At 48.7% G+C, this 18,694-nt stretch carries 18 protein-coding genes; 8 read left to right on the top strand and 10 right to left on the bottom strand.

All coding sequences use genetic code 11. The annotated features are described in order from the left end of the window. Positions 1–4: 4 nt before the first annotated feature. The 5 genes from C4F51_RS18040 to C4F51_RS16240 all read right to left on the bottom strand — a co-directional run bounded on the left by C4F51_RS18040 (position 5) and on the right by C4F51_RS16240 (position 5,286). Positions 5–1,024 (bottom strand): peptidase domain-containing ABC transporter, encoded by a 1,020-nt coding sequence (locus C4F51_RS18040; RefSeq protein WP_202987709.1) that lies wholly within the window; start codon positions 1,022–1,024, stop codon positions 5–7. After that, on the bottom strand, positions 990–2,129 hold the full coding sequence (locus tag C4F51_RS18035; RefSeq protein ID WP_202987708.1) for a peptidase domain-containing ABC transporter: 1,140 nt from the start codon (positions 2,127–2,129) through the stop codon (positions 990–992). The genes C4F51_RS18040 and C4F51_RS18035 overlap by 35 nt, the downstream gene beginning before the upstream one ends. Positions 2,130–2,163: 34 nt before the next feature. After that, positions 2,164–3,318 carry a JmjC domain-containing protein gene (locus C4F51_RS16250; RefSeq protein WP_193911589.1) on the bottom strand — a complete coding sequence of 385 codons (1,155 nt, stop codon included), beginning with the start codon at positions 3,316–3,318 and terminating at the stop codon, positions 2,164–2,166. 59 nt (positions 3,319–3,377) lie between these two features. After that, positions 3,378–3,713, bottom strand: a complete 336-nt coding sequence (locus tag C4F51_RS16245; RefSeq protein ID WP_193911587.1) for a hypothetical protein — start codon at positions 3,711–3,713, stop codon at positions 3,378–3,380. A 421-nt stretch (positions 3,714–4,134) separates the two neighbouring features. Beyond that, positions 4,135–5,286 carry an HlyD family secretion protein gene (locus C4F51_RS16240; protein WP_193911585.1) on the bottom strand — a complete coding sequence of 384 codons (1,152 nt, stop codon included), beginning with the start codon at positions 5,284–5,286 and terminating at the stop codon, positions 4,135–4,137. Between the two features lie 664 nt (positions 5,287–5,950). Here C4F51_RS16240 and panC point away from each other — a divergent pair. The 4 genes from panC to acs all read left to right on the top strand — a co-directional run bounded on the left by panC (position 5,951) and on the right by acs (position 9,895). Then, positions 5,951–6,802 (top strand): pantoate--beta-alanine ligase, encoded by an 852-nt coding sequence (gene panC, locus C4F51_RS16235; protein WP_193911583.1) that lies wholly within the window; start codon positions 5,951–5,953, stop codon positions 6,800–6,802. Between the two features lie 32 nt (positions 6,803–6,834). Continuing rightward, on the top strand, positions 6,835–7,215 hold the full coding sequence (panD, locus tag C4F51_RS16230) for an aspartate 1-decarboxylase (RefSeq protein WP_193911581.1): 381 nt from the start codon (positions 6,835–6,837) through the stop codon (positions 7,213–7,215). Positions 7,216–7,520: 305 nt separating this feature from the next. Then, positions 7,521–7,730, top strand: a complete 210-nt coding sequence (locus C4F51_RS16225; RefSeq protein WP_193911580.1) for a hypothetical protein — start codon at positions 7,521–7,523, stop codon at positions 7,728–7,730. A 227-nt stretch (positions 7,731–7,957) separates the two neighbouring features. Further along, positions 7,958–9,895, top strand: coding sequence for an acetate--CoA ligase (acs, locus tag C4F51_RS16220; protein ID WP_193911578.1), 1,938 nt, complete (start codon positions 7,958–7,960; stop codon positions 9,893–9,895). 104 nt (positions 9,896–9,999) lie between these two features. Here the strand turns inward: acs and C4F51_RS16215 are convergent, their stop codons facing one another. After that, the gene (locus tag C4F51_RS16215; RefSeq protein WP_193911576.1) at positions 10,000–10,872 is read right to left on the bottom strand and encodes a GGDEF domain-containing protein; all 873 of its coding nucleotides are present in this window, start codon (positions 10,870–10,872) and stop codon (positions 10,000–10,002) included. Positions 10,873–11,163: 291 nt separating this feature from the next. Here C4F51_RS16215 and smrA point away from each other — a divergent pair, with 291 nt between their 5' ends. From smrA to C4F51_RS16200, 3 genes are all read left to right on the top strand, one after another. After that, a complete protein-coding gene (smrA, locus tag C4F51_RS16210) occupies positions 11,164–11,742 on the top strand; it encodes a DNA endonuclease SmrA (protein ID WP_193911574.1) in 579 nt (192 codons plus the stop codon). A 258-nt stretch (positions 11,743–12,000) separates the two neighbouring features. Further along, entirely contained in the window at positions 12,001–13,674 is a 1,674-nt protein-coding gene (locus C4F51_RS16205) for an ExeA family protein (protein ID WP_193911573.1), read from the top strand. Continuing rightward, positions 13,674–14,618, top strand: a complete 945-nt coding sequence (locus C4F51_RS16200) for a general secretion pathway protein GspB (RefSeq protein ID WP_193911571.1) — start codon at positions 13,674–13,676, stop codon at positions 14,616–14,618. Before C4F51_RS16205 ends, C4F51_RS16200 begins: the two co-directional genes overlap by 1 nt. A gap of 77 nt (positions 14,619–14,695) precedes the next feature. On the opposite strand, the gene C4F51_RS16195 is transcribed toward C4F51_RS16200, so the two are convergent. From C4F51_RS16195 to C4F51_RS16185, 3 genes are all read right to left on the bottom strand, one after another. Continuing rightward, positions 14,696–15,478 carry a MerR family transcriptional regulator gene (locus tag C4F51_RS16195; protein ID WP_193911569.1) on the bottom strand — a complete coding sequence of 261 codons (783 nt, stop codon included), beginning with the start codon at positions 15,476–15,478 and terminating at the stop codon, positions 14,696–14,698. Positions 15,479–15,769: 291 nt separating this feature from the next. Continuing rightward, positions 15,770–15,934 carry a hypothetical protein gene (locus C4F51_RS16190; RefSeq protein ID WP_193911567.1) on the bottom strand — a complete coding sequence of 55 codons (165 nt, stop codon included), beginning with the start codon at positions 15,932–15,934 and terminating at the stop codon, positions 15,770–15,772. Positions 15,935–16,095: 161 nt separating this feature from the next. Continuing rightward, positions 16,096–16,512 (bottom strand): RidA family protein, encoded by a 417-nt coding sequence (locus C4F51_RS16185; protein WP_193911565.1) that lies wholly within the window; start codon positions 16,510–16,512, stop codon positions 16,096–16,098. A 130-nt stretch (positions 16,513–16,642) separates the two neighbouring features. Between C4F51_RS16185 and C4F51_RS16180 the strand changes: the two genes are divergently transcribed. Continuing rightward, positions 16,643–17,569: a LysR family transcriptional regulator gene (locus C4F51_RS16180; RefSeq protein ID WP_193911563.1), complete on the top strand. Its 927-nt coding sequence runs from the start codon at positions 16,643–16,645 to the stop codon at positions 17,567–17,569. A gap of 16 nt (positions 17,570–17,585) precedes the next feature. Here the strand turns inward: C4F51_RS16180 and C4F51_RS16175 are convergent, their stop codons facing one another. Beyond that, the gene (locus tag C4F51_RS16175; RefSeq protein ID WP_193911561.1) at positions 17,586–18,674 is read right to left on the bottom strand and encodes a glycoside hydrolase family 43 protein; all 1,089 of its coding nucleotides are present in this window, start codon (positions 18,672–18,674) and stop codon (positions 17,586–17,588) included. Positions 18,675–18,694 lie beyond the last annotated feature (20 nt).

The following is an 18,694-nucleotide window of genomic DNA, read 5'->3' as shown; positions in this document are numbered from 1 at the left end:
ATATTCATGATTGGGCGAGAGTTCTTTCAGTAATAGATTTGGTGGAAGGAGATGTAGCCATATCACTGATATATATATCTTCTATGATTTTTCCTTTATCCAAATTAACCAGCCGACTGGCAAAAGCAATAGTTTCTCTGCGATGGGCAATCGTGATGCGAGTTACGGGCATCTGGTGTAAGGCTTGTACGATATGTTGCTCGCTATGCAGATCTAAATGACTGGTAGCTTCATCCAGGGCGAGAATGCGTGGTTTCTTATATAGTGCACGCGCTAATAAGACTCTCTGTTTTTGCCCTCCCGATAATCCGTTGCCAAGCTCGGAAACCAGGGTTTGATAACCCATTGGCATATTGATAATTGCTTTATGAATGTGTGCCAGGTTAGCAGCTTCTTCTACGCCGTCCTGGCTTGCTTGTGGGGAGAAACTTGCAATATTTTCAGCTAGTGAGCCTGCGAGTAGCTGATCTTCCTGCATGACAGCAGCAACCATATTTCGAACTGCTTGTGGTCCTAGCTGCCGAATCGAGATATCTCCAATCAGAATGTCACCTTCAGTTGGGGTCAGAAGTCCTAGAAGCAATTTAAATAGTGTGCTTTTTCCGCATCCTGATCGACCAATAATAGCGAGAGAATCTCCCGCGTTTATGGTTAAAGAAAGATTGTGTAATATCCATGGTTCTCCTTCCGCATACCGAAAAGATACATTACGAAGTTCAATTTTTGGCTCGATTCGAGAAAGGTCGGTTTCTATTATGCTGTCTTGCTCCGGCTGCTCCAGTGCAATGTCTGCAAGGCGCTCAGCATGTAATGAAAGCATGCGTATTTCTATTCCCAGGTCAATTAACTTGCTAGCACGTCCTGTGAATTGGCTTTTATAGGCAAGGAATGCCAATAGCATACCAAGTGATAGTTCTCGATTTAGTACAGCTAGTCCGCCGATATAAAGCAAAAACATACCTTCCAATCCGAAGATTAATGTATTGAAGCTAGCAAAAGCCAATAGTAACTTCTGTGTAGTCACATCTCGGTTTTGAACATCTGCTTAAATTCTGCCAAGTTGTTAATCGTAATGGAGCTATATTAAACAATTTTAGCGGTTGCGCAGCTCGTATGGACTCCAAAAAGTAAGAGTTCTCCTTTGCTGCCAGTACAATTCGCTCTTCAGAAGCGCTGCGCAGTGGCTGGTAAAATGCCACTCGAAGAAGGGCATATAAAAATAGTGCTGTTAATACGACACCAGTCAAAGCGTAACTGTAGAGCATCATCATGCCTAGTGTAATAAATGTTACTAATCCATCCAGTACAATCATAATTGCACCATTAGTTAAAACATTCCGTATTGCAGCAAGAGACTGAAAGCGAGCGCTAATGTCGCCAAGTTGACGTTTTTCGAAAAAAGTTAAAGGAAGCTTAAGAAGGTGAGAAAACAAGTTGCCTGACCACTGTAATGCCAGCTGTTGATTTAGTCGTAAGCCCATCCATCCTCGTGCCATGCGAATAATAAATTCAATTAGAATCAGCAAGCATCCTCCAACTACCACAATCAGTAGAAGGTCACGATCTGCTGAAACTAATGCACCATCCACTATCCATTGTGTTATTTGAGGAGTTAACAAAGCTACAACCTCTAATGCCAGAGCCAGTGCGAAGATGTTGGCCAAGGCTCGTTTTAATCCCACTGCCCTCCCGATCAGATCACGCAGCCGTATTCTTGTCTTCTGTTGCGCCGGTTCAAAAGTGGCATTTGGTGTCAACTCTAATGCTACACCAGTAAAGTGATTCGATGCTTCTGTCGTTGATAACTTTCTGCGTCCTATGGCTGGGTCGAGCACATATAGCTGGTTTCCCTGAACTTTTTCAAGAACCACAAAATGATTCATATTCCAATGTAAAATACATGGTAGTCGTAACTTGCTCAGCTCATCGAGTTCTAATCTCAGAGGGCGGCATGAAAAGTTAAGAAGTTGTGAGTAATGAGATAGTTGAGCAAGTGTTGTGCCTTTCATTGAAATAGAAAAGCGTCGACGAAGGCTCATTAAGTCAAGATGTAAACCGTGAAATCCAGCGATCATTACTAGGCAAGCTAGCCCACACTCCTGATTTTCTGCTTGCAATACAGCTTTCATTATTTTTAATAAACCCCAATATTATTTGAAATAATTAGCTATTCGAAAGCTCAAGGATGTCTTGGCTGCAAAGGTTTTTTATTAAATGTTCTATTTTTTCTTCATCTTCTTCAGAGAAGATAGTCAATAAATCGGAAAAGCTAATGCCAGGTTTTTCGACTATTTGGCTTATAAGTTGAGCACCTCGTTCATCTAAATTTATCTTGGTTCCGTTAGCTATTAAATAGTGGTTATCAAGGCCACTTGCGTGATGAGCGCTTAAGCGAAGTCTTGACTCTGAAGGAATTGCGGACACAGATGGATCCCCCAAAATATTGAGAGCTAAAGGAGATGCTACCCTGACAGCGCCAGTAAACTCGTCTTGAAAGTTGCGATAAAGTTCTTCATTGTTTAGCAGAAGGTCGAGGTGTTTACCTATTGAGTGAAGAGTGCTTTTATCATCTCCCCAATGGCTTAGGGATTTTCTTGCATCGGGAAAGTTAGGGATGCGTTTCATTAGCCATGAAAGGTAGTCGGTTGCATATGCAGGGAAAGTGCCTAATGCTAAATGAAAAGTAGGTTCGTTTAGCGGGAGTGGATTGTGCCACCAGCCGCGGGGAAGATAAAAAACGTCTCCAGCCTCTAAAATAAAATCCATATAGGGCTTTTCAGGGCAAGGATAGCTTTTCTCATAGTCCTTACTTTGCTGAGTAAATAGCGGATCCTTAAAAGATGGTTCATACACAATCCAGCGTTTTCGGCCAATCAATTGAATTGCAAAAACATCTCTTGTATCCCAGTGGCATCTAAATGAGTCCTTGCTGCCGAAAGCAGCATATGCACTACTGACTACTTGCCTGCCCGTTAGATCGGAGATTTTTCGAGAAAAATAATTAACTTTTGGTTCATTGGCTATTTTGTTGGCGATAATCGTCGCACCTTTCTTCATGTATTCATAAACTACGGGTTTTATAAGGCGGTGACGAATAGTGCCAATATCTAAAAATTTTTCTACATATTCAGACTTCTGTACTATTCCTTGACAAGATATCTTGAAGTCATCAGAAATGACATCGCTGCGCTCGAAAATTTCGTTTGCATCTTGCCATGAGAAATTTTCTTTATTGACTGCGCCTTTTAATAGTAAAGGCTTTTTCTCTTGGTAGTTTTTGATGAAGTCGTTAGGTGAAATAAGTGATGATATATTCATAAATTTTCCATGTCATGGCGGATATTGAATTATCCGCCACAACTTTTAGCTAGTCTTGTTTAGTTGTAATTGGTTCCTGCTTCGTTGTAATTGGTTCCCGCGGCATCAACGCCTCGCTCGACCATGCCGCCGAACAACCCTCCGTAAAAGCCAAGATGAGTTGCTCCAATTGCTGCGGCTCCTGTTTCCATAGCTGTAACCCCTACGGGGCTAGTGAAAAAGCCTGTTGCTGCTCCAAGTGCAATGCTTCCGATAAGTCCTTTAACATCACCGCTCCCTGTTACTACAGAATGCCCTATGTAGCCTCCTGCAGCCATTGCTCCTCCAATAATTGCGCCAGGTGGGCCGAACGCCCCTGATGTGATTTCCATTTCCTTAATTGTGAGTTCTCGCATTTCATATTTCCTTTGTGGGTTATCCAAAAAATAATGATTTCAAAATAAGTCCTAGTGAAGTAGCAGGAGCAATTAATATGAGTGAAAATATGGATATACTATTTTTTGAGTATGTCTTTTTTGATATGAGTAGAATTAATCGGAAGGTGCCAAATATAATAAAATAAGAGATCATCAGCGCAAGTATGGTCTCGTAGGTATCAGACCATGAACCTAATGTGAATTTTGCTCCAAGAAAATTAATGCTCCACTCTTCCGCAGAGGTTAATGAGCTATGTATTTGATCGCTTGAGATAAAAAAATTATGCATTAGAGTTCCTTCTTTCTGGGGGAGGTAATTAATATTTTTTAAGTCGTATGCATACCAAATTTATAAGTAAGTTGATATGACTTTACATTCTTCGGTTTCTTCTGATTTCAATTAGTTGATTGATTTTCCGGTTATTGAATAAATTGGTTCTAGCGCCCACTCGTAAAGACGGCGCCTGTCTTGAATAATATCCACTTCTAATATAGAACCCGCACGCAAAGGTTGGGGTGTTCCATAAACTAATAGGCTCTGCGATTCAGGCTTGATTGTTACTCTATAAAATAACTCTTCTCCCTGGCCTGTTAGTACACCAGCAATATGCGGAGGAAGTTCTTGAATCGCATAGGGGCTTGGTGCAACGTGAAGCACTCTGCCTTTTGCCATTCCAGATTTTTGATATGGGTAAGCTGCGTAGCGCATTAAAGCTACTTGTCCAGGCTCTATAAACCCTGCTTGTGCTGGTGCAACATATACATGTGCTGTTAATTCGGTGCTGTATGGAATTAAACTTGCCAACAACGATCCTGTCATCACTTGTTGGCCGTGTTGTACGCTTATTCCGGTTATGGTGCCTTTAAATGGTGCTGTATTAACATGCTCTGTGCGCATGTCATTTTCAGCCTGCTCTTGTTTGATCAAAGCGATACTGTTATTTGTTTCAAAAATTTCAGTTAGGCGGCGCAACTGTGTTTGCTGTTGCTCTAAAAGAATATCGTCTTTTTCTCTTGTAAGGGCAGCCTCGGCTCGTCTTAAGGTGTGTTGTTGTCCCTGAAGGGTCAATAGCTCTGCTTCTGCTTGTTGGAGCTGAGATTTTGAAACAAAATTTTTTGAAGCTAAGTCTTTGTGGCGTATTAAATTGGCGCTGGCTAGTTCCACCCTTCTTTTTATTAGTATGTATTCTTCCTGAAGTCGCAATTTTTCTTCAGTTGCTGCTCGTTTTCGGTTTTCCAGTATGCGGAGTTGTTGAGATGATCTCTCTTCTATTAATGCAATGTTTTTTTCTAGTAAAGAAGCGCGCTCTGCTAGATGTTCGGATATTACATGCTGGGTGGCACCTGACGTACTTGCCCTTTCATTTGAAATAACAAAAATTGTATCGCCGGCTTCAACTTGCATTCCTTCTACGGTATGAATTTCAGAAATTACGCCCGCTCCGCTTGATGCAATGCGTAACACTCCTTGTTCTGGTATCAAAAGGCCAGCCGCTGTAGATTTTCTCGTATAGGTTCCAAAATAAAAAAATGCAACAACGATTAGTATCATCGCAGCCGCAATAATTGCAGAAATTGAATATCCTATAGGTTGATGTATAAGAACACGGCCTAAATGATGGACGAGCCGCGAAAAACAACTTCCTTGCGGAATAGGGAGGTACTATCGGTGGGCATTCAGAATCCTTTAAACTTTCTTTCCTTGTGATTTACTACTGCCTGCGTATGCTTTTAATTGGTAATGAGAATTATTGTAAACAATGTTTCTTTTCTTAAAAAGAATTTTTTTAATTTTTTTGAAAGCCTGCTGCTTATTCGTGGGCGTGAGATCAGAATTAGCGCTGGAAGAAGCTGGTTTCAGTTAAATTTCAGAGTAAATTTGCCCTGGCTGTTAGATAGGGTGGGCTTAGATTTATCTTGAACTTGCCTTTTGATTTCTGATTATTTGCAGTTTCAAAAAATTTATTGCTTTCGATAGATATAGCGCTCACGTTAGCTGTGCTCTGCGGTAGCCACAACCAACCTTTCCGCTATTTTGTCTTCAGGCCGCTCATTGTGGGAAAATCATCTCAAGCAATCTTATCCATATTTAAGAAGCTTCGGTTGTTTTTTGATCAGAAAATGTACTTATTGATCCCGAAAGTGTATGATCGCGCGCCCAAAACCATACCCGTGTTTTGGGGTATGAGGCGATCAGGTGGGTGAGGTAAAGAGATATGCAGGTTTTTCATCACATTCATTCCCTGCGTGAAGCGCTGGCGGCGGATCGTCTTGCTGGCAAGCGTATCGGCTTCGTGCCGACCATGGGCAACCTTCACAATGCCCACATCGAATTGGTAAAAATCGCCCGTCAACATTGCGACGTGGTGGTTACCAGTATCTTTGTAAACCCGCTGCAATTTGGCCTGAATGAAGATTGGGACAAGTACCCGCGCACCCTGGCGGCGGATTCGCTGAAGCTGGAAGCGGTGAATTGCGATTACCTGTTTTGCCCCGATGAAAAAGAAATTTACCCCAATGGAATGGCCGAGCAGACCCGCGTTATCGTGCCGAGCATGACTGACGTACTTTGCGGAGCCAGCCGCCCGGGGCACTTTGAAGGTGTTACCACGGTAGTGACCAAGCTGTTCAACATCGTGCAGCCGGATGCCGCCGTGTTTGGCATCAAGGATTTTCAGCAGTTGGCGGTTATTCGCCGCATGGTTGAGGATCTCTGTTTACCGGTTAAAATCATCGCCGGTGATATCGTCCGTGAAGCCGATGGCCTGGCCATGAGCTCCCGGAACGGTTTTATCACCGCCGACGAGCGGCCTCGTGTCGCTCAATTGAACCGTGCTTTGAATCTGGTTCGTGACGCCATTATTGCCGGGCGCAGTGATTTTTCTGCACTGGAGGCAAATGCGAAGGAACAGATCGCCGAAGCCGGTTTCAAAGTAGATTATTTCAGCATTTGTAATAGTCGCACCCTGGAGCCAGCGGCTCATGATGATCGGGAGATCACGGTACTGGGCGCCATGTTTACCTCCGGCGCCCGCTTGATTGATAACGTTTCACTGGTTTTAAACTGACAGCGCTCAGATCCCCGGTTGGAGGAATACCCATGCTTTCAAAAATGCTTAAAGGCAAGCTGCATATGGCCCGCGTTACTCATGCCGAACTCTGGTATGACGGTTCCTGTGCTATCGATTCTGATCTGGTGGCGCTTGCGGGTTTGCGTGAGTTTGAGCAAATTGATATTTACAACGTCAATAACGGCCAGCGCTTTCACACCTACATTATTCTGGCCGAAGCCGGTTCCGGCATTATTTCGCTGAATGGCGCCGCTGCCCGTATGGCGCAAGTGGGTGACCGCGTGATCATCGCTACCTATGCCGATTACAGCGAAGAAGAGCTGCAAAGCTACCAGCCGAAGCTGGTTTACCTGAATGAAAATAACCGGGTAGAGCGCACAGCCAACGTTATTCCTGTACAAGGCGCCTGATTCGGGCGTCTGCCGGTGTGGCCCAGGCTGCACCGGCCTTGTTTTCCCTTCGCGATTTCCCTCTGTTGGTTACTTTCCTGCATCCCGTTCCGTTATTGGCTGGCTGAAATTCATACAGTTTTGCTTCGGCTTGCGTCTCGATAAAACTTTTTGTTGTGCCCGTTGCCGAAAATACTATGGTTAACGGAGTTCCAATCGCCAATACGGCCAGTAGCGCGGGCAATTTTTCGCAAAACAGGCTGCCTTCCCGGCCGGATCGGCGTAGTATCTGGAACGATTCAGACTGAATTGATGGGAGAAAATCTATGTCAAAAGTGGATGAAACGATTAAACGTGCAGAAAACCTCAAGGATGAAGGCGAAAACGACACCAGTTTGCAGGCTCACGCCAAAGAGCGCGCAAAACATCCTAAAGACATGAACGTCGGCTCTCCCTTCGATTGGGAAGAGTTGGAAGCCTACAAAAAAGAGCTGGATCGCATGGATCGTGAAGGTCCGAAATTGAAAAACCCCTGATTTCACCCGACTCCCGTCGGATGCGTCAGGGGTTTTTTGTTTCAAGGCCGCCAAAGGGGTTGGACAACGTTGTCATTTTGCGTAATGATGGTTGTTCGCAACGCCTTCTTATCGTTATCTTTGTTCCACCGGCGGACTTTTCTGGCGCCGCCAACAAGCGCTGTAAACCAGCCGGTAAAGCGCTGCAATAATATGTGAATAACAACCAAGGCAGAGGGAGTACCACCGTGTCAGATGTACCTCGTTATCCTGTACCGGAAGATTTCAAGAAAAAGACCCTGATCGACAATGAGCGCTACAAAAGCATGTATGACGCGTCGATCAATAACCCCGACGAATTCTGGAGTGAGCAGGCCAGGCAATTTCTCACCTGGCAAAAACCCTGGACGCAAGTTACCCGCAGTGATCTGCGCAAAGGCAAGGTCGAGTGGTTTATTGATGGCAAGTTGAATGTGAGTGTGAACTGTATTGACCGCCATTTGCCGGCGCGCGCCAATCAGGTTGCCATCATTTGGGAAGGCGACAACCCCGCTGAAGACAAGCATATTACCTACGCCGAGCTGCACCGCGAAGTAAACAAGCTGGCCAATGCGCTGCGCGCTCGCGGCGTAAAAAAAGGTGATCGGGTTTGTATTTACATGCCGATGATTCCGGAAGCCACCTACGCCATGCTGGCGTGTACCCGCATTGGTGCGGTGCATTCCATCGTGTTTGGCGGTTTCTCGCCGGACGCGCTTAAAGACCGCATTCAAAATGCCGGTTGCGAAGTCTTGATAACCGCCGATGAAGGCCTGCGCGGTGGCAAGCGTGTGCCGCTGAAGAAGAATGCCGATGCAGCACTGGCCCATTGCCCGGAGGTGCACACCAATATCGTAGTGCGCCGCACTGGTGGCGATGTTGTCTGGAATGATGCCAAAGATGTCTGGTATCACGAGTTGGTCGCGCAGCAGGCCGAGTTCTGTGAGCCGGAAATTGTTGATGCCGAAGACCCTTTGTTTATTCTCTACACCTCCGGTTCTACCGGCAAACCCAAAGGTGTGTTGCACACCACCGGTGGTTATTTGCTGCAAGCGGCGATGACCCACAAATACGTTTTCGATTATCAGGAAGGCGATGTCTACTGGTGTACCGCCGACGTGGGCTGGGTAACCGGGCACAGTTACATTGTTTATGGCCCGCTGGCCAACGGCGCAACCACGCTGATGTTTGAAGGCGTGCCTACCTGGCCGGATGCTTCTCGCTGCTGGCAAGTGGTAGACAAACACAAGGTCAATATTTTCTACACCGCCCCTACCGCTATTCGCGCACTGATGGGCGCCGGTGATGACTGGGTGACCAAAACTTCCCGCGCCAGTTTGCGGGTATTGGGCACCGTGGGCGAACCGATCAATCCGGAAGCCTGGCAGTGGTTTTACCGGGTAGTAGGCGACAACCGTTGCCCGATTGTTGATACCTGGTGGCAAACCGAAACCGGTGCGCACATGCTGGCGCCGCTGCCGGGTGCCATTGATCTCAAGCCCGGTTCGGCAACCGTTCCTTTCTTTGGTGTTGAGCCGGTATTGGTCGATGCCGAAGGCAATGAAGTGCAAGGCGCCGGCGAAGGCAATCTCTGTATCAAACGCGCCTGGCCGAGCCAGATTCGCTCGGTGTATGGCGATCATCAACGCTGCATTGATACCTATTACAGCACCTACCCGGGTTACTACTTTACCGGTGACGGCGCGCGTCGCGATGAAGATGGCTATTACTGGATTACCGGCCGTGTAGATGACGTATTGAACGTATCCGGCCACCGTATGGGCACCGCTGAAGTAGAAAGCGCGCTGGTGCTGCACGAATCGGTTGCGGAAGCGGCGGTGGTTGGTTATCCACACGACATCAAAGGGCAGGGCATTTACGCCTACGTCACCTTGATGGATGGCACCGAGCCGGATGACAACCTCAAAAAAGAACTGGTGGCATTGTGTGTGCGGGAAATTGGTGCGATTGCCAAGCCGGACGTGATTCAGTGGGCACCAGGTTTACCGAAAACCCGTTCCGGTAAAATCATGCGCCGTATTCTGCGCAAGATTGCCGCCAATGAGTTGGATAGCCTGGGTGACACCACCACTCTGGCTGACCCGGCAGTGGTTGACGACTTGATTGCCAACCGTCACGGGCGTTAATAGTTAACAGCGAATAGGACCGGATTAATCCTTTGCGGTTAATCCGGTTTTTCTTTTTCCGCTGCTGTCTTCTTTTCTCTTTCTATTCTGCTTTTCTTTTCCGGTCAATCGAGGCGATGCAACCAGGCTTCCAGGGTTTCGCCTTTGATGCGGGTGCTGTGCTGCACCGTCAATTCAATTTTCAGTAACTGCTTTTCGCCGGGCTTCACATTGATGGCCTGCTGGCTGCCGTGGCTGATCAGTTTGGCGGCAAGGCTTTCGGCTGCTCTGCGCGATGTTGCCGGCAGCAAAATATAAAAGCCGCTGCCATTAAATCGGGCTGCCAGCGCCGGGCTGTCGGTGTGGCGGGTAATATGCCTTGCTACTTGCGACAGCACGGCATCGCCGGTGTTGAAGTCATACTGGCGGTTAATGTCTCGCAAATTATTAATCCGCAGGCAAATCAATTCATCGCTGTGCGGTGCATCTTCATCCGGCGAGAGCCGAAGCGGCGCCTCACTCAAAAAAACGCGCCGGTTGGGTAGCTGGGTAATTTGATCCACCGTCGCCAGGCTCTGTTCAATTTTGCGGTAACTGCCAATCATCAACCGGTTCAACCGGTAAGCTTTGCCCAGCTCGAACAAGCCGCTGGCAGCAATCAGCAACCCCACCGGAATGGCCAGCATATCCACCACCTGAGTGACGGGCCAGGCATGGTCAACCAGATTGCCCAGCCATTTCTGACAGGCTCCTACAAAGACCAGGCTGAAACCGGTCATCAGGCGTATCGCAATCGGTCGGCGTATGGGCAGCCAGGCGATTACACACAACAGCAAAAAAGCGCTGAGCGAGAAAGCCAGGTTGTGTATTAACGCCGGGGTATCAATGTCGTCACGCGGAACGTTGTAGCCGCTGGTAAAAACTACCACTGACCATACGAACACCGTGATCAATATCAACATCAGGGTTGAGAATGCCAGCGAAAAATATTGAGACATGGGATTTCCTTATATTTTCGGGTCGCCCGCCAGACAGGGGTATCGGTTGGTGCCGGTAAACCCGCCCTTTGAACCGCGGTTAAGGCATGGTCGATGGCCGATTATGTCGGGCATAATGATGCGATTCAAGTCGGCCCTGACAATGACGGCACATTGGCCGTATCGCGGGGTCACAGAGAGGCCGCCCGGCGTGGCATAATCGTCTCATTCAGCCCTGGCACGCAGGAGCAATGACAGGTTAAACGGAGTCTGCCGTGTGGTTACAGCAGGCTGCCGGTACAGGTAGATACCATGACTTCCAAACAAGCCGACACCGTTGATTTTTTTCAGGCGATGCACGATGTCAAACCGATCGCTGCCGATGATCGGGTGTTACTGGCCTCGCCAGCCGATAAGTTGAATGCCGTGCGCCGTCGCGAAGCCGCCGTGGCCGAACCGGTGAGTGATAGCAATTTTTTGTCGGAGTACCACATTGAATTGCAAGACCCGAACACGGTTCTGGAATTCAAACGCGATGGGGTTCAGCACGGTGTTTATCGTAGCCTTCGACAGGGAAAATACCCCATTGATGCGAGATTGGATTTGCATCGCATGACCGTTGAGCAGGCGCGCGCGGCGGTATTCCAATTTATTCGCGATTGCATGAGCAACGATATTCGCTGCGCGCTGATTACCCACGGCAAAGGTGAAGGCCGTGAGCAACCGGCGTTGCTGAAAAGTTGTGTGGCACACTGGTTGCCTGAGTTTCCGGAAGTGCTGGCTTTTCATTCGGCGCAAAAACACCATGGCGCAACCGGTGCCACCTATGTGTTGTTGCGAAAAAGCGAACGCAAAAAATTGGAAAACTGGGAAAAGCACCATAAAAAGTAACGTGGTTAATATCGTCACTAAAACGGTGAAGGCGCGGTGCAGGGCTCAACTGCTGCGTAGCAGATGTGGACTCGCCGTGAACCCATCCCTGGGGGCTCGACTGCCGCATCCCTGCGGCAGACGGTCCTCATCCGCTACGCCGCAGTTGATCCTGTAACATCAGGGTCTTTGGAAAGCGAGGTTGTGGAAAGCCGATTGTTGGAAAGATAGAAACAGCGTGTCACTCATACATCACAATGGACATAATAATATACCCCTATGTATCAGGAATTTTTCGGGTTACAGGAAAAAGCATTTTCGATAGCGGTCAATCCCCGCTACCTCTACATGAGCGACCAGCACCGCGAAGCGCTGGCGCATTTGCTCTACGGCATTCAGGTGGGTGGCTTTGTTATGCTCACCGGCGAAGTCGGCACCGGCAAAACAACCATCATCCGCTGCCTGCTGGAACAGCTGCCGGAAGATACCGACATCGCGATTATTCTCAACCCCATGGCCAGTGCGCCGGAATTGCTATCGACCATTTGTGACGAGCTGGGTATTGAGCATAATCACAAAACCGACTCGGTAAAATCGCTGGTAGATGCACTCTATCGTTACTTGCTGGACAGTCACGAGCGTGGTCGCAAAACGGTTTTATTAATTGATGAAGCCCAGCTGCTGCACCCCAAAGTGCTTGAGCAAATTCGCCTGCTCACCAACCTGGAAACCACCACCGAAAAATTGCTGCAAATTATTCTGGTCGGTCAGCCGGAACTGAAAAAAATGCTGGAGCGGGCATCGCTGCGGCAATTGTCGCAACGTATTACGGCACGCTTTCATCTCGAAGCGCTCTCGCTGGAAGAAACATCTGCTTACATTGCGCACCGTTTACAGGTTGCCGGTTTGCGCGATAATCGCAACCCGTTTACGCCAGCGCTGGTGCGCCGGGTGCATGAATCCAGCGGCGGCATTCCCCGGTTGATCAACGTGATTTGTGAACGCATGTTACTGGGCGCTTACGGAAAAAATACTCACACTATTGATGATGAAGTTTTTCGCCTGGCCGCTGCCGAAGTTTCCGGAAAGCCGGTAGAAATATTTTCCCGCCCTGAAAAATCGCTACAACTGGCGCCCATTGCGGTTGCCGCCTTGCTGGGGTTGGCTACGGTGGGCGCTATTGGCTTTTTCGCCTGGCAGCCCGCCCCACAAACGTCAGTGCCGGCTTCTTCATCCCCGGTTGAATCTTCAAGCGCTGTCGTCAGCTCGCAAGCATTTTCCAGTCATAGCGCATCGGCAGTTGCTATTGAAACTGCCACGGCATTAACGCGTTATTACAATGAGGCAGATCAGGCATTTGCTCAGCTGGTTTCTTTCAATGGCATCGCCTCGCGCGAACACACCTATAACGGTTGTATCGCAGAAGGCGGATATGTTTGTGAGCGGGTGCGATTGCAAACCTGGAATGACCTGCGGGAAATTAACCGCCCGCTGGTGATGACGCTGGTCACTGCTGATAGAAAACAGGTGTACGTTACTTTGGTCGGTTTGTCCGATGACCAGGCTTTACTACACGATGAAACCGGCGCGTTTGTTGTGCCCTGGTCGCAACTGGCGCAGCTGTGGAATGGACAAGTCAATTATGTATGGCAGCGCCCGCCCGCCTATGAGCGCGCGGTAGTGCCCGGTGAACGCAGCCTTACGGTGCGCTGGCTGGCTTTGCAATTTGCACAACTGGATGGACAGGAACAGCCCTTGACCCGCGACACCTTTACCCCGGTATTAAAAAAACGCGTTGAAATGTTTCAGGCAAAACAAGGTTTGCATGCAGACGGCATCGCCGGTGCACAAACCTTACGAAAATTAAATGAAGTTCTGGGTTTTGATAAAACGCTGCTCACCGACGAAGAAGCATTCGCAGCGGTATTAATGGCAGATGAGGAGCAACACTGATGTCATTAATTCTTGATGCGCTGAACCGCGCCGAACGCGAACGCCGCAATGCCGACAGCCGCGTACCGGATTTGCAAACCATTCACGTGCCCACTGCTGAACCACCGCAGCAAAAACGCCGCGCCAGTGTGTGGATTTTTTTACTGCCGCTGATGTTAATCATCATTCTCGCGGCTTTCTGGTTCTGGCAACAACAAGGCAATGTATTGCCTGCTGCTTTGCCGGTTGTCGTTCAACAGGAAGTCGCTCCGGCTGAACAGCGTTCTCCACCCGAAGTGACTTACCGTGAACCTGCCACACCTGCCACACCTGCCACACCTGCCACACCTGCCACACCTGCTGTGCCAGAGGCTATTCCTCAAGCGCCTGCAACAATCATTGAGCCTCAGCCTCAGCCTCAGCCTCAGCCTCAGCCTCAGCCTCAGCCTCAGCCAACAGCAATAACAGAAACCGCTGCGTCTGTAGAAATTACAGAAACAGAATCCGACACCGAAACAACCGTGGACGAACTGGCAGCACTTTATGCTACGGCTGACGAATCGGAATCCACAGCGGCGCCAACCGAACCACAATCGCTCTACGAGCCTGAACCCGAGCCGTTACCGGTTATTGCTGCACAGGAAACATCACCACCCGCATCCACCTCGCTACCGCCTGCCATGCCGGTGCAGGAAGATATTCGCAACTACGACAGCCTGCGCAACCTGCCGGATATTGGCGACTTGCCCTGGAGCCTGCGTCAGGAAATTCCTTCCATTAACTACGCCCGCCACAACTATGAAGGCGGCCAGCCCAGCGTACTCATCAACGGCCGCGCCTGGCAAACCGGCGCCCTCATCGCCCCGGATTTAAAACTCGAAGAAATCTACACCGACGGCGTAATCATGTCCTTCCGTCAAGTACGCTTTAAACTCCGTGCGTTAAATAGTTGGATTAATATGTAGCAGCATGGCCATGTGCAGTACTGTTCAAATTATTGAGGAAGGCCCATAAGTCATCGAGCACTTCCTCAATAAATTGACTACTTATCCTTTAGGTTTTCTTCGGCATAGTGCTGCATTGCTTTTCCCAAGTGTCGGGATAGATCAGGGTGGTAGAAGCTGTGAAGTTCGTGCATAGCAGTGTCATTAATCATTTTGTCAGCGAGTAAAAGTATTGTTTCGTAGTCGAGATTTTTCTTTACATTCGGCCCAAGCATGGATTCCCCCAAATGGAGGTATCGCTTCACCAGGTCTTGAATAATTTTGGATTCAATCGGTAAATCTATAGCTTTCACATACTCGTCGATAAATGCCTCGTTTTCTTCTTTGCATGCCAAGGCCTCTTCCTCGGTAAGGTTGCTTGCAATAGAATGTTTCTTAAGCGCCTCGGAAATACTAATGCCATATGCATCCCCGGTCAGCTTGTCCCATGTTTCCAATTTCCCTGTTGGCAAATTTTCAAACATTATTGCTATATTTTTTTCTGCTTTGGTGCTGGCCATAGTAACCTCGATACTGTTGATCATTGCGTTGGTTTTGGTTTGTCTCTCCAACAGTAGTGCTTTCTGGGACTCCAAAGCTGATAGCAGATCATAGTTGTCGGCATTTACCAATCGTCCGATATCGGCGAGTGAGAAATCCAGTTCACGGTAAATAATAATCTGCTGTAGCCTTACCAGATGCTCGTAACCATACTCCCTGTAGCCGTTATCCCTGCGGTATGGTGTTATTAGCCCTATCTGATCGTAATGATGAAGTGTGCGCACGGACACGCCAGCCAATTTGCTTAATTCGCTGACACTGTACTCTTGACCATTGCACATATAGCTTCTCCAAATTTGGACTGTTGTTGAGAACAGTCGGAATTCTCAAGTATAACGTCGCGTCAGGGTCAAGAATTTGTTTTATTAAAATGCATGTTTGCGGAGGGCTGCTAACGCTCATTTTTTTGCTGAATCAGTGTTGGCAGGGGGTGGTGGAGTTTTGGTGTCTATGAGAGGTATACATAGCAAATCGTGCAGCATCGCTCGGGCAATTTATGCCTGCACGGGGAAGATTTAATATTCGGCCTTCTGATCCTGCTGAAATTTCACAGCCGGCCAAGGCATCTTCTATCAAGGATGCCCGAACAACTGCTTGCCGATTTTCAAATCATTCCCCAGATCTTCCAACTCGAATATTTGCAAGCGAGTGTGTGGCTGGTTGAAGTAGCTGTGTAGCGACAGCATGAGTTGGCCGTCGAAGCTGCGGAAGATATTGCCGTGGCGCGGTCGCTCCAAATTAATGACTGCTCGCGGTGGCTCCAGTTGCCGATTGGTTTTCCGTTGCCTTAATCAGCGAGTTGGATTTTGCAGGTTTTCTGCGAACCGCAGGATTTACGTTGAAAATTACACCGACAAACAATATTTCATCCGTCCGTCGGTGTGCCTTGGCAACCGACCTATACAACCACCCGACTGTCTGCTGCATCCGGCAGTTTCGCAATAACCTTTATTTCAAACTGGAAACCATATAGCCATGTCACGCCCACGCCGGTGAGCGTCGGATGGGGTGCTTCGCCCCAGTATTCCGGCACGATTTTCCAAACGGTTTCAAATATTGATTCCGGGTTAACCATAAATACCGTTACATCAATAACGTCATTGAAGGTTGCGCCGGCGCTTGCCAATATGGCATTCAGGTTTTCGAATGCCCGTCTTACTTGCGCTTCCAGATTAGGCTCTGGCGAGCCGTCTTCCAGGCTTCCTACCTGACCGGAAACGAAGAGAAAGCCGTTGGATTTAATCGCCGGTGAATAACGATTACGTTCATATAGCGCCTGGCGCCCTTCCGGAAAAACAACATCACGCGTTGTCATGCATTACCTCTATAAGTGTCGCATCAATGATGTCGTTACTGTAAGCCTGAGTCTCTTGCCGATAAACGAGCAAATTCGGTTAACATTGTTTGCGTTTTCCAAACAATGGCGTGAGTGGGGGGAAGAAAAAATGGATCGGTTTGATGCAATGCGAGCTTTTGTGCGAGTGGTAGAAACCGGCAGTTTCACCAAGGCCGCCAGTACCTTGCATATGAGTAAGACCACGGTCACCCAGCTTGTACAGCAACTGGAAACGCGTTTGCGTATCAAGCTGCTGAATCGCACTACCCGTAAAGTTAATCTCACCGCTGATGGTGTCATTTATTACGAGCGGGTTGTTGGATTGCTCAGTGATATGGATGACCTGGAGAGCGGGCTATCCAATGCTTCCGGTGCGCCTCGCGGTCGTTTGCGTATTGATGTGCCGAGCCCTTTCGCTCGTCTATTTCTGATTCCGGCGCTGCCGGATTTTCATGCGCGTTACCCGGATATTCAATTGGATTTGGGAGCCAGTGATCGCATGATTGATTTGATCGACGAAAAAATTGATTGTGTTGTGCGCGGTGGTGCACTGACGGATTCGTCATTGATCGCCCGACACGCAGGTGATTTGCCTATCGGTATTTATGCCACGCAGGGCTACCTTGAGCGGTACGGTTCTATTGAGCACCCGCGCGAACTGGAAAACAGCCACCACCGCATTGTGGGTTTTCGTGGGGCGAGGGCGGGCAAGGTATTACCTTATGATTTGCATCGTGGTCAGGAAAAGGTGTCGGTGCAAGGGCAATATATTTTATCTGTTGATGATGGAAATGCTTATCTGGCGGCCGGTTTGGCGGGGCTTGGTATGCTCTGGTTGCCGCACTATATGGCAGCGGCTCATATTGCCTCGGGTGAATTGGTGCCGTTGTTTGAAGAGTGGCAAATCGCACCCATGCCGCTTTATATCGCCTTTCCTGCGAATAGGCACATCAATGCCCGGCTAAGGGTATTTGTAGATTGGGTAGCTGAGTTGATCGAGTCGCATATGCCGGTCAAAGTGATTGCCCGGCAATAGCGACCCGTTTTTTATATCAGGGATACCCGAACAATTGCTTACCGATTTTCAAATCATCGCCCAGATCTTCAAGCTCGAATATTTGCAAGCGAGTGTGTGGCTGGTTGAAGTAGCGGTGTAGCGACAGCATCAGTTGGCCATCGAAGCTGCGGAAGATATTACCGTGGCCGCGGTCGCCCCAAATTAATGGCTGCTCGCGGTGGCTCCAGTTGCCGTTTAATTTGCCGTTGTCGGAAAAGGCGAGGGAGGTGGTGTAGGCTTTTGCTTTGTCTTTGTTCCAGCTTGACCAGAGCAGCATTAATTTTCCGGTTTTACTGCGATACGGCCAGGGGCCGTCAGTCACTACGGCGCGAATATCCTTGCCTTCGTGGCGGGTAGTTTTTGCCGTCCAATCCACATCGCCGGCATTGATCAGGGTAATCGGTTCGCCGATGCTTTCTGACAGGTCTTCGCTGAGGCGAATGGCTTTTATCAAACCGTCGCCGGTTTGTATCCATTCCTGGCAATAAATCATCCAGGGCTGGCCGTCTTCAATCCACAGGGTTCCGTCCAGCGCCATTTCGCCCGCCGGGGTTTGCGGTTGGTTGGCAAAACGTTTGAAGGGGCCGCGCGGGCTGTCGCTGACCAGAATTTGCGAGGCTCTGCGTACCAGCGGTGGGTGGCCTTCGTCGGCGTTGCCGATTTCTTCGTCGTAGTTATGAAAGGTGAGAAAGAGGTAGTACTTGCCGTTGTAGAAGGCCACTTCCGGTGCCCAGGGCGCGTGTTGGGTGTTGGCCCAGGAATCTTCTTCGTAATCGTAAGCCAGCTCCGGCCCTTGCCAATTAACCAGGTCATCGCTCCAGAATACTTCGACCCCGGCTCTGCCATTCGGTGAGTGCAGTTTTTCGTGCGGGTTACCGTAGTGGAAGCTGTCGTACACGTAATATTTTTTGCTAACCGGGTCGGCCAGCACCGCCGGGTCGTGAATATTCAGCGTATCCACATGATGCAAGTCTTTTTCCGGTACTGACGACGCCGGGACGTTGGTCGGCAACACAATGGCCGGTTCGCTATACGCGTTGGCAGAAAAAATAATGGCGAGCGCGAGGAGGTTGAATTTGAGCATGGTTCGGGCACCGTTTTATT

This window comes from Cellvibrio polysaccharolyticus (assembly GCF_015182315.1).
GTDB classification, from domain to species: domain Bacteria; phylum Pseudomonadota; class Gammaproteobacteria; order Pseudomonadales; family Cellvibrionaceae; genus Cellvibrio; species Cellvibrio polysaccharolyticus.
Note: the sequence above shows the minus strand (reverse complement) of the source record. Positions and strands in the feature narration are given on the sequence as shown.